The organism is Clostridium sp., assembly GCF_032552055.1.
Lineage (GTDB): Bacteria > Bacillota > Clostridia > Clostridiales > Clostridiaceae > Clostridium.
Genome location: NZ_JAWGSV010000088.1, coordinates 1 through 11,513, shown reverse-complemented (window position 1 = coordinate 11,513; position 11,513 = coordinate 1). Strand labels below are relative to the sequence as shown.

The 11,513-nt window shown below is 30.6% G+C and carries 10 protein-coding genes; 1 reads left to right on the top strand and 9 read right to left on the bottom strand.

Features of this window, described 5'->3' with window-relative positions:
* The 9 genes from ftsW to ychF all read right to left on the bottom strand — a co-directional run.
* Positions 1–1,059, bottom strand: a 1,059-nt coding sequence (gene ftsW / locus E6248_RS07865; protein WP_316340269.1) for a putative lipid II flippase FtsW, incomplete at its 3' end; no start/stop codon positions are given.
* Positions 1,060–1,080: 21 nt separating this feature from the next.
* Complete coding sequence (gene mraY / locus E6248_RS07860; protein ID WP_316340268.1) at positions 1,081–2,055, bottom strand: phospho-N-acetylmuramoyl-pentapeptide-transferase; 975 nt, start codon at positions 2,053–2,055, stop codon at positions 1,081–1,083.
* Between the two features lie 34 nt (positions 2,056–2,089).
* Positions 2,090–3,451, bottom strand: coding sequence for a UDP-N-acetylmuramoyl-tripeptide--D-alanyl-D-alanine ligase (gene murF / locus E6248_RS07855; RefSeq protein WP_316340267.1), 1,362 nt, complete (start codon positions 3,449–3,451; stop codon positions 2,090–2,092).
* A gap of 11 nt (positions 3,452–3,462) precedes the next feature.
* On the bottom strand, positions 3,463–4,917 hold the full coding sequence (locus E6248_RS07850) for a UDP-N-acetylmuramoyl-L-alanyl-D-glutamate--2,6-diaminopimelate ligase (RefSeq protein WP_316340266.1): 1,455 nt from the start codon (positions 4,915–4,917) through the stop codon (positions 3,463–3,465).
* A gap of 98 nt (positions 4,918–5,015) precedes the next feature.
* The gene (locus E6248_RS07845) at positions 5,016–7,211 is read right to left on the bottom strand and encodes a stage V sporulation protein D (RefSeq protein ID WP_316340265.1); all 2,196 of its coding nucleotides are present in this window, start codon (positions 7,209–7,211) and stop codon (positions 5,016–5,018) included.
* 84 nt (positions 7,212–7,295) lie between these two features.
* Positions 7,296–7,733 carry a cell division protein FtsL gene (locus E6248_RS07840; RefSeq protein WP_316340264.1) on the bottom strand — a complete coding sequence of 146 codons (438 nt, stop codon included), beginning with the start codon at positions 7,731–7,733 and terminating at the stop codon, positions 7,296–7,298.
* 38 nt (positions 7,734–7,771) lie between these two features.
* Positions 7,772–8,704, bottom strand: a complete 933-nt coding sequence (gene rsmH, locus E6248_RS07835) for a 16S rRNA (cytosine(1402)-N(4))-methyltransferase RsmH (RefSeq protein WP_316340263.1) — start codon at positions 8,702–8,704, stop codon at positions 7,772–7,774.
* An 11-nt stretch (positions 8,705–8,715) separates the two neighbouring features.
* Positions 8,716–9,144, bottom strand: a complete 429-nt coding sequence (gene mraZ, locus E6248_RS07830; RefSeq protein ID WP_316340270.1) for a division/cell wall cluster transcriptional repressor MraZ — start codon at positions 9,142–9,144, stop codon at positions 8,716–8,718.
* A gap of 233 nt (positions 9,145–9,377) precedes the next feature.
* Complete coding sequence (ychF, locus tag E6248_RS07825) at positions 9,378–10,475, bottom strand: redox-regulated ATPase YchF (protein WP_316340262.1); 1,098 nt, start codon at positions 10,473–10,475, stop codon at positions 9,378–9,380.
* A 164-nt stretch (positions 10,476–10,639) separates the two neighbouring features.
* Between ychF and pdaA the strand changes: the two genes are divergently transcribed.
* The gene (pdaA, locus tag E6248_RS07820; protein WP_316340261.1) at positions 10,640–11,419 is read left to right on the top strand and encodes a delta-lactam-biosynthetic de-N-acetylase; all 780 of its coding nucleotides are present in this window, start codon (positions 10,640–10,642) and stop codon (positions 11,417–11,419) included.
* Positions 11,420–11,513 lie beyond the last annotated feature (94 nt).

Here is an 11,513-nt window from a genome sequence, read left to right as displayed (position 1 = left end):
GTTAAATACAAGTGCAGTTCCTCCATAACTTATAAATGGCATTGGTACCCCTGTTACTGGCATAGATCCAGTAACAACCGCTATATTAATAATGGCTTGAACTGCTATTATTGAAGTTATTCCAATTGCTAAAAGAGTTCCATAAGTATCTTTAGCCTTTAATGCAACTTTTATCCCCCTCCAAATAAAGAATACAAATATACTAACTATAATTAAACATCCTATTAATCCAAGTTCCTCGCCTATAATTGAAAAAATAAAATCATTATGAGGTTCAGGCATATATAGAGTTTTTTGCCTAGATTGACCTAATCCAAGCCCTGTTACTCCACCTGCTCCTAAGGCATAAAAAGATTGAATTAATTGATATCCATCTCCAGCTGGATCTTGCCATGGATTTAAAAAGTTTAACATCCTTGCTCTTCTATAATCTTCACCAAATATAAAGAACATTACTGCTACTAACAGTATAGGTGCAACTTTTCCAAAAAGATCTTGTATTCTTCCCCCTGCAACAAATAACATAATAAAAGTAACTATCATTATAATAGCTGCAATACTTAAGTTTTTTTCTGCTAATATCATAGCTGCAAAAAAACCTGAAACACCTAAGTATGGAACAATTCCAGTCCAAAACTTTTTAACACCATCTCCCTTAATGTCTAAACTCATTGCTAAAAACATTACAACAACATATTTAGTTAATTCAGATGGTTGAAAAGATAATGGGCCAAGTTGAATCCATCTTTTAGCACCGTTAACTGCTGGGAAAAAGAATACTGCAATTAATAATGGTATAGTTACAATAAGTAAATGTGGCGTGATTTTTCTAAGTTTATGATAATCAAATCTAGAAATTAAACCCATTCCTATTATTCCAGTAACAGCCCAAATTAACTGTTTTTTTAAATATACCATGCTATCACCTTCCTTAAACATAGCATAGTAAGAACTAGCTGAGTAAATCATTATTACTCCAATAGCTAGTAAAAGTATAACAGCATAGAATATACCATAGTCAAATTCATTAGCCTTAATCCTTGGCTTTGCTGTCCTCATAAAAACTCCTCCAATCAACGATTAAAGGGCTATAAATCCTATAAAGCATAATAAAACAGTAATTATAGAAAATACAGTTACTATTTTAGTTTCGCTCCATCCTTCTTGCTCAAAATGATGGTGAATTGGTGCCATTTTAAATAATCTCTTACCTCTTAACTTATAAGATGAAACTTGTAAAATAACAGATATAGTTTCAAACACATAGATTCCACCGACTATAAATAATATAATTGGTAACTCTAATATTAAAGCAATAGTAGCAATTGCTCCACCTATTGCTAATGACCCAGTATCTCCCATAAACACTTTAGCTGGATACGCATTGAATTTTAAGAATCCAAGTAATCCCCCTGCTAAAATAAAAGAAAATACTGATAAAGACTCATGTCCCATTGTAAATGAAACTACTCCAAAGAAAGTTAATACTAAAATACTAACAGTAGATGCTAGACCATCCAATCCATCTGTTAAGTTTACTGCATTGGTCGCACCTGCATAATAAACTATAACAAAAGGTATATAAAGTATTCCAAGTGGAATTTTAGTTCCTATAAAAGGTATCATTAAACCTGTGCCTAAATTTACACTTCCATAAACTGCAATTGCAGTAGAAAAAATAATTAATAATAGCATCTTTTGCCAAGCTTTTAAACCTTCATTTTGTTTTTTGACAATTTTTAAGAAATCATCTAAAAATCCAATAAATCCAAAAGCAAGTAAGGAGTAAAGCGCAATCATCGCTTCATCTGTTGGATTATATCTCATTACCACCATTACTATTAATGTTGAAATAATAAATATCACCCCTCCAATAGTTGGCGTTCCAGCCTTTTTTAGATGGCTTTGAGGCCCTTCTTTTCTTATATTTTGCCCGAATTTAAGTCTTTGTAGCATTGGAATTATAATTGGTCCTAATATAATTGAAATTATAAAAGATACAACAAGTCCAATTGCTATTTTTGATGTTAATATATCTACTAATTTCTCCCCCATTGTTACTGCCTAAATTGGCAGTTCACCTCCTTTGTTATACATCTGCCTCTTCTAACGAATTTACTATTTCTTCAAACTTCATTCCTCTTGAAGCTTTAACTAAAATTATATCATTTTCTTTAATTATAGTTTTTAAATTATCTATGAAATCTTTTTTATCTTCAAATGTAAGTATGCTATCTAAAGAATACCCTTTTGCAAAACATTCCATATAACTTCCTATTGCTATTAATAAATCAACCTTATCTTTAGCATAACTCCCTACCTCAGTATGTGCATTTACAGCTTCATCACCAAGTTCGTTCATAGTTCCAAGTATAGCAACCTTTCTTCCTTTTTTATAAGCATTAAGTACATCCATAGAAGATTTCATTGAATCAGGGCTTGCATTATAACAATCATTTATTATTGTTATCTTATCTTTTTTTATAACTTCTAGCCTCATAGAAGTAGCTTCTAAATTTTTAATCCCGAGCTTCATTTCTTCAAATGATAAATTTAACTTCTTAGCTACTGCTATTGCAAGCATAGAATTTAAAATATTATGTTTTCCTGCCATAGGTATGTTAAATATTATCTCTTGATTATTATCTTGTATAGAAAAGGTAGTATTGTCTTCCATTAGTATAATATTAAAAGCATAAACATCATATTCATGATTATAGCCAATTCTTAAAATTTCAAAACATTTATCTTTTATTTTTAATAAGTTTTTATCTTCACCATTAATTATTAAAGAATTACTATCATCAAAGTAATTAAATATTTCAGATTTAGCCTTTAAAATATTATCTTGAGTTTTTAAGTTTTCTATATGAGATAATCCTATATTAGTAATTACAGCTATATCTGGTCTTGCACATTTAGCAAGTACATCTATTTCACCTAGGTCACTCATTCCCATTTCTAATACAGCAACATCATAAGTACTATCTAATTCTAATATCATAAGTGGTAAACCTATTTGATTATTAAAATTACCTTTAGTCTTAAAAACCTTATACTTTTCACTTAAAAAAGCTGCAATTAAATCCTTAGTAGAAGTCTTACCACAAGATCCAGTTACTCCGACAACTTTTAAGCCTAGTTTCTTTCTATAAAAGCTAGCTAAATCTAATAATGCTTTTTCTGTATCATCAACTAAAATAACAGTTTCAACTTCATCTCCATTTTCAATATCAAATAATACTTCACTTACTATTGCAATAGATGCACCCTTTTTAAAGGCATCTATTACAAACTTATTACCATCAAATCTTTCTCCCTTAATAGCAATATAAATATTATCTTTTTGAATTTTTCTAGTATCTATACAAACATTGTTAAATTCCTCTCGTCCTCTAACAACAACCTTACCATTAATTGCTTCAACTATTTCTTTAAAAGATAATTCCACTTTATACACCTCTATTTTTTTCTTTTATCTGCTAAAATTTCATCAACAACTTCTCTTTCATCAAAGTGTATTACACCTTCATTAGTTATTTGATAGTTTTCATGTCCTTTACCTGCCAAAACAACTACGTCTCCTTCTTCAGCCATATTTAATGCAAGCTTTATAGCTTCTGTTCTATTTTCAATAGCTAAATAATTTGACTTTGTTATTCCTGCAATTATTTCCTTGATTATATACATAGGATCTTCGTCTCTTGGATTATCAGAAGTTATTACTGCTAAATCTGCAATTTCTGTTCCAATGCGTCCAAGCTCAGCTCTCTTTACCTTATCTCTATCTCCACCGCAACCATAAACTGCTATTAATCTATTCTTAGTATAGCCTTTTAAAGTTTCTAGTATATTTTTTAATCCATCTGGTGTATGTGCAAAGTCTATTATAATATCATAATTAATATCATACTTATATCCAACTCTCTCACATCTTCCTGGTACTACAACATCTAATAATCCTTTTTTAATAGCACCTACGCTAATACCTAATATGTTAACAGCTGCAATTACTCCTAATGCATTGTAAACATTGTATTCACCAGGTAAAACTGAGTTATAGCTTTCTCCGTTTATATCAAAATGTATATCTCCTTCTTTTAAAGCTATGTTTCTTGCTTTAAAATCACTCTCTTCTCTAATAGAATAAGTTCTTACCATTTTATTCTCTAACTTTTCTATATCCTTTAATACTCTGTAACCATAATCATCATCTACATTTATAACACTAGCTTTACTTCTTTCAAAAAGCTTAAACTTAGCATTGTAGTAATTTTCAAAAGTTTTATGGAAATCTAGATGATCTCTAGTTAAGTTAGTAAATATACCTACTTCAAACTCACAACCATACACTCTATCAAGTTGTAGCGAGTGTGATGATACTTCCATTACACAATATTCACAACCTTCATCTACCATATCTTTAAATAGCTTTTGAAGTTCTAAAGATTCTGGTGTAGTCCTTTCAGATTTAATCTTCTTATCTCCAATATAGTTTGCTATTGTTCCTACAAGTCCAACTTTCTTTCCTTCTTTTTCAAGTATTGATTTTAATAAATAAACAGTAGTTGTCTTACCATTTGTCCCCGTAACTCCAATTAGCTTTAACTTTTTAGTTGGATGATCATAATAGTTAGCTGACATTGTAGCTAATGCCTTTCTACCTTCCTTAACTAATAATACAGTTACATCTTTATCTTCTACAGTTATTTCTTTTTCGCATAGAATAACCTTCGCTCCATTTTTTATAGCACTATTTGCATAATTATGTCCGTCAACTTCAAAACCTGTAAGACAAACAAAGATATCTCCTTCTTTAATTTTCCTACTATCATATTGAATATGATTTATTTCCCTATCAACGCTTCCATTTTTAAGTTCATAATTTACCCCTTGTAATAAATCTACTAACTTCATTTAATCATCTCCTTAATTATTTAAATGAACTCCCTGTCTTTTGAATATAAATTTAGCATGTGAGTGTCCCACATGCTAATGTTAAGGGATATTCTATCTTAATCTCCATATTCCTCATGTAATACTAATTTTACATTTGTCCCCTTTGTTATGACTTCACCTTTAGGTATACTTTGCTTAACTACAGCACCTTCACCTTCATAAGTATAAGTTATTCCTAAACTGTCTAAAAGCTTTAATGCAGATTCTAAAGAATAACCTCCTAAATCAGGCATAACAACATTTTTATTATAAGACTCTGAGTCTCCAATGTCTATATTAATCTTAGAATTTTCTTTAACTGTATACCCCGGATATGGTTTTACATCTGTTATTATAGACCCATTTCCATTAATATTATACTCTATATTATATTCTTTTAATATTTTCTTACCTTCATTTACTTCTAATCCTCTTATTTCAGGTATAACTACCTCTTTTACTATACTATCTATATCGTCTTTAGGCATATCTTCACTCATATAGTTAAATATATCAGTAAATAATATATTGGCTAATGGCGCAACTATTTGTCCTGCATAGTAAGTTCCTGTCCCTGGTTCATCAATAGATATAAACATCGTAACTTTAGGATTATCTACTGGTGCAAATCCAGCTAAAGATGAAATATACTTACCAGACTCATAGCCTCCCCCTTTTGGATTAACTTTTTGAGCCGTTCCTGTTTTGGCACCAACATGATATCCTTCTACATAAGCTTTACTTGATCCCCCATAAGAAACTGTTCTTTCTAAGTAATCTCTAAGAATTTCAGTTTTTTCTTCGCTTAATACATCTGTTATCTTTGGTTCAAAAGATTCTAGAGCTACAGAATTACCATCTGAATCTTTAGCTGTGATTTCTTTCATAATATGAGGTTGAATTAATTTCCCACCATTAATAATACTATTATAAGCTGTCATATATTGAACAGCATTAACTGTATTAGTTTGACCAAAAGAAATAGTTGCAAGGTCTGCTTCATTTATATCTTCAGTTTTCTTTATTATGCCTTTTGCTTCTCCAGGTAAATCTACCCCACTCACCTTTCCAAACCCTAGTTTTTTAATATATTCATTTAACCCTTCTTTTCCTATTTTCTTTCCTATTTCCATAAATCCAACGTTACATGAATTTTGAAGTATCTCAGGTAATGTTAAAGTTCCATGACCTGAAGTCTTCCAGCACTTAATTGTATGTGGTCCTACCTTTAAGCTACCGCCACAATTAAAAGTATCTGATTCATTAACCAAGTTTTCTTCTAGATTCCCAATCATAGTAACAACCTTAAATATTGATCCTGGCTCAAAAGTGTCATTAACTAAGTGATTTCTCCACATCTTTTGAACCTTTTCTGCTAAATTAGCTCCTTCATAATTATCTGCTCCATCATAAGGATAATTAGGATCAAAATCCGGTTTATTAACCATAGCTAATATTTCACCATTATTAGGATTCATTATAATTATAGAAACTTGTTTAGCTAAATTGTCCTTGTACCCTTGCTCAGCTACTTTCTCTGCAAAAGCCTGCAAATTAGCATCTATAGTTAATACTACATCTTTTCCATCAACAGGAGGTGTAAACTTAGAGATTGTATATGGAAGTTCATCATTATACTTACTAAGTTCAGATATTCTAAGCCCTGGTGTTCCTGATAAAAACTCATTATATTGAAGTTCAACTCCAGTTAATCCTTGGCCATCTATATTGGTACTTCCTAAAACATGAGCTAAAAAGTTTCCATTTGGATAGTATCTTTTTGTATCTGGAGATACTATTACTCCAGGTATGTTTAAATTCTTAACCTTATCAGCAGGCTCTTTTTCTATTCTTCGTACTAATGTAGCTGCACCAGCATCAGCGCCACTTGGAAGCTTAGTATTGAGTTTATCTAATACCTTCTTTTCATCCATATCTAATGCTTCGGATACCTTCTTTGCTATCTCTTCATTAGTAGTATTTTCTTTTCTCAAGTGTGCTCTTATAGAATTCAAGTCAAAATCTATTCTATAAACATTTGCAGAAATTGCAAGCTCCACACCATTTCTATCTAATATCCTTCCTCTTCTCGCGTCTATCTTAACTTCACTTGTCCATTGCTCTTCAGCCTTAGCTGAATACTCTTCACGTTTAACTATCATTATGTAAGACAGCCGAACCATTAAAAGAGCAAATATACATAATAATGCGGTAAGCGCTAATGACATTCTCTTTTTCATTAGCGCTTTATCCCTATAACTTTTTTTATTCACTTCAATGCCTCCATGTATTTAATTACTAACATGTAAAGTATAATTATACTCTTTATCCGGCAAGTGTATTATTTTTTTTATATGTTATTCTCTAATATTTGCAAAATAGTCAGTTGTAATATCTACAGTAATTGTATCATCTTTACCAGGTAACTTCATCCCAGACTCACTAGCTGCATTTCTAACTTCATCAATAGAAGCTTTACCTAATATTGAAGCTTTCAAAGCATTTCCCTCTTCAGTTGCTATGCTTATTTCTTTTCTTACTTTAGACAAATCATTTTGAAGACCATAAACCTTTCCATTTCTAGCAATGGTTAATACTCCTAATACTAGTGCAACTGAAGCTACATTTAAGATATTTTTGACTACTTGCTTTTTTGCCGCCTTTTCTCTTCTAAGTCTTTCTCTTCTTTCTCTTTCTTGATTTTCTTTTTGAATTTTTCTATCAATTTCGTCATATTTTCTTTTAGGATTTAAAGCTGCATTTCCTCTAATATAATCATATTCCTTATTAACCATTTTATTACTTCCCCCGTATTATTTTCACATAATTTCTTCTAGAGCTTCTCAATAACTCTTAATTTTGCACTTCTACTTCTTGGGTTTTCTAATACTTCTTCTTCTGAAGGTTCAATTGCCTTCCTAGAGATTACCTTTACCTTTGCTTTTCCCCCGCAAACACAAATTGGAAATTCCTTTGGACATGTACAAGAAGTTGCTAGTTCCTTAAATTTAAGTTTTACTATTCTATCTTCTAAAGAGTGGAAGGTAATAATAGCCATCCTACCACCTTTATTTAACCTATTTACTCCATCTTCAATGGCTTTGTTTAAAATAGATAATTCACTATTAACTTCTATTCTTATAGCTTGAAATGTTCTTTTAGCTGGATGAGGCCCTTCTCTTCTAGCCCTTGCTGGTATAGCCGCTTTTATAATTTCAACAAGTTCCAAGGTAGTTCTAATTGGCTCTTCCTCTCTTCTTTCGACTATAAATCTAGCTATTCTCTTTGCAAACTTCTCTTCACCATAATCTCTTATTATTCTATAAATTTCTTCTTCTGAGTAATCATTTACTACTTCATAAGCAGATAAATCATTTTCCCTGTTCATTCTCATATCTAGTTCTGCATCTTGCATATAGCTAAAGCCTCTATCACCAGTATCTAACTGATAGGATGAAACTCCAAGATCCATTAGCATTCCATCTATCTTTTCTATTTCTAAATCATTTAAAACTTTATCTATATTATAAAAATTACTATGAACATATTTTACATTACTGAAATCTTGTAACCTTACACCAGCTGCTTTTAAAGCATCTGTATCTTGGTCTATTCCAATTAATAATCCTTCACTAGATAAATTCTTTAGTATTTCTAGAGAATGTCCTCCTCCACCTAAAGTGCCATCTACATATATACCATTCTCTTTTATATTTAATCCCTCTATACACTCATTTAATAAAACTGACACATGTTTAAATTCCATAATAATTCTCCTTATATTCCTAAATCACTCATTTTTTCTGCTATAGAGTCAAAATCAATATCTGCTTCATTATATTCTTGCCATTTTTCCTTACTCCAAATTTCAACCCTAGTGAGTACACCTATACTTACTATTTCCTTTTCTATACATGCATATTCCTTTAAGTTTTGAGGAATCAATCCTCTTCCTTGCTTGTCTACTTCAACTTCACAAGCACCAGAAAAAAAGAATCTTACAAACGCTCTGGCATCTTTGTTAGTAAGTGGTAATGATTTCAACTTCAATTCTAAAGCCTTCCATTCTTCCATAGGATAGGTATAGAGACATCCATCTAAACCCTTAGTGATAACGAATTTACTTCCCAATCCCTCTCTAAGTTTAGCAGGTACTATCATTCTATTTTTAGCATCTAGTGCATGTTGATACTCTCCAATAAACATCCTTATCCCTACCTTTAAGAATTTCCCTCCACTTTTAACCACTTTCAACCACTTTATAATATCATTTTAGTATTTTTCTCATAATACTTCAAGATATATTTGTATTAAATTTGCCATTTTTTAAAAAAGTTGAATTATAGAAGCAATTTTTTAGATAATTTCTAAACTTTTGCAAAATAAAAAAGCTACCCTAAGGCAGCTTTAGATATTATAGTTAAATCTAAAAGTTAATTTTAAACATTGAATCTAAAGTTAACTACATCTCCATCTTTCATTACATACTCTTTACCTTCTAATCTATAAAGACCCTTTTCCTTAGCAGCAGCTTCAGAACCACATTGTAATAAATCATCATAAGAAACTATCTCAGCTCTAATAAATCCTCTTTCAATATCAGAGTGAATTTTCCCAGCAGCTTGTGGTGCTTTAGTTCCCTCTTTAATAGTCCAAGCTCTTACTTCTTGAACTCCTGCAGTTAAATAACTTATTAAACCTAGTAATTTATAACTAGATCTTATTAATTTATCTAATCCAGATTCCTCTAATCCATATTCACTTAACATTTCTATTTTTTCTTCTTCATCTAAACCAGATAATTCTTCTTCAAGTTTAGCACATACTACAACTACTTCAGAATTTTCTCCTTCAGCATGAGCTCTAACTTTTTGAACATATTGATTATTAGTGTTTCCTTCCATCATATCATCTTCTGATATATTGCAAGCATAAAGTACTGGTTTTGAAGTTATTAAGAATAATCCATTAATTAATTCTGCTTCTTCTTCAGTTACTTCTAGAGTTCTTATTGGAAGATTTTTTTCTAAGTGAGCTTTAACTTTTTCCATTACAGCATATTCTTCTTTGGCTTTCTTATCTCCAGATCTAACTTGCTTAACTCCTCTTTCCATTCTTCTTTCAAGAACTTCTAAGTCAGCAAAAATTAGTTCTAAATTAATAGTTTCTATATCTCTAATAGGATCTACAGAACCTTCTACGTGAACTACATTCCCATCATCAAAACATCTTACTACGTGAACTATAGCTGAAACTTCTCTTATATGAGATAAGAACTTATTTCCAAGTCCTTCACCTTTTGAAGCTCCCTTTACAAGACCTGCTATATCATAAAATTCTACAGCTGTATAAACTTTCTTTTTTGTATTATACATTTTTTCTAAAACATCTAATCTCTTATCTGGTACACTTACAACTCCAACATTTGGTTCAATTGTACAAAAAGGATAGTTTGCTGATTCAGCTCCAGCCTTTGTAATTGCATTAAATAAAGTACTCTTACCTACATTAGGTAAACCAACTATTCCTAAATTCATCTATGTACATTCCTTTCTAATCTTAATCACATCTTTAAAATTATACTCTACTTATTGAATTATTTCAACATTTTAAGGCTTACCGTGAATTTATAACTATTACGCTTTTAATTTCCAGTGTAAAAGAAATAAAATAGACAAAAATAACTTAAGGAGGTGGAGTAATGAAAAGTTTTAAAAAAATACTTTCTTTATCTTTAGTTATCTTAAATTTATTTGCTTCCGTTCCCTTTGCATTAACTAATGATCACTTAGAGTTAAATTGGTACTTTGTAAAAAGAGAGCAAGGAAAAACACCAGAAGCTCCTAAAGAGTCTGTTTCCTTTCTTAAAGATTGTGATGGGTTTTATGTTGGAGACACTAACTCAAAGGTAGTATATTTAACCTTTGATCAAGGTTACGAAAATGGAAATACTAATATTATATTAGATACTTTAAAAGAAGAAGATATTAAAGCAGCATTTTTCGTTGTAAAACCCTATATTAAGCAAGAAGGTGAAATTGTTAAAAGAATGGTTGATGAAGGACATCTAGTATGTAATCATTCATCCCATCATCCTTCTATGGCAAGTATTAGAGATAATGATAAATTCAAGCTAGAATTTACTGAAGTTGAAGAAGAATTTAAAAATTTAACTGGCAAAGATATGCCTAAATATTTTAGACCACCAATGGGTAAGTATTCTAAATACTCTTTAAACGAAACCAAAAACTTAGGTTATAAGACTATATTTTGGAGTTTTGCATATAAAGACTGGTTAAGAGATGATCAACCTTCCGAAAGCTATGCAACCGAAAAAATATTAAATGGAGTACATCCTGGGGCAATTATCTTGTTACACTCAGTATCCTCAACAAATACTAAGATACTTAAAAATATAATTAAGGAATTAAAAAATCAAGGCTATGAATTTAAAACCTTAGATGAACTACCAACAGCTTAATCAATTAACAATTGTCAATTAATAATTATGAAAAAAACTCCCTTTGGAGTTTTCAAAAATAAATTAAGGAGCTATCTTTACGATAGCTCCTTAC

Coding starts and splice junctions, on each gene's coding strand:
- ychF (WP_316340262.1), bottom strand. CDS start 10,475: ATGAATTTAGGAATAGTTGGTTTACCTAATGTAGGTAAGAGTACTTTA.
- E6248_RS07840 (WP_316340264.1), bottom strand. CDS start 7,733: ATGGTTAATAAGGAATATGATTATATTAGAGGAAATGCAGCTTTAAAT.
- pdaA (WP_316340261.1), top strand. CDS start 10,640: ATGAAAAGTTTTAAAAAAATACTTTCTTTATCTTTAGTTATCTTAAAT.
- mraZ (WP_316340270.1), bottom strand. CDS start 9,144: ATGTTTATTGGAGAGTATCAACATGCACTAGATGCTAAAAATAGAATG.
- rsmH (WP_316340263.1), bottom strand. CDS start 8,704: ATGGAATTTAAACATGTGTCAGTTTTATTAAATGAGTGTATAGAGGGA.
- mraY (WP_316340268.1), bottom strand. CDS start 2,055: ATGGGGGAGAAATTAGTAGATATATTAACATCAAAAATAGCAATTGGA.
- E6248_RS07850 (WP_316340266.1), bottom strand. CDS start 4,917: ATGAAGTTAGTAGATTTATTACAAGGGGTAAATTATGAACTTAAAAAT.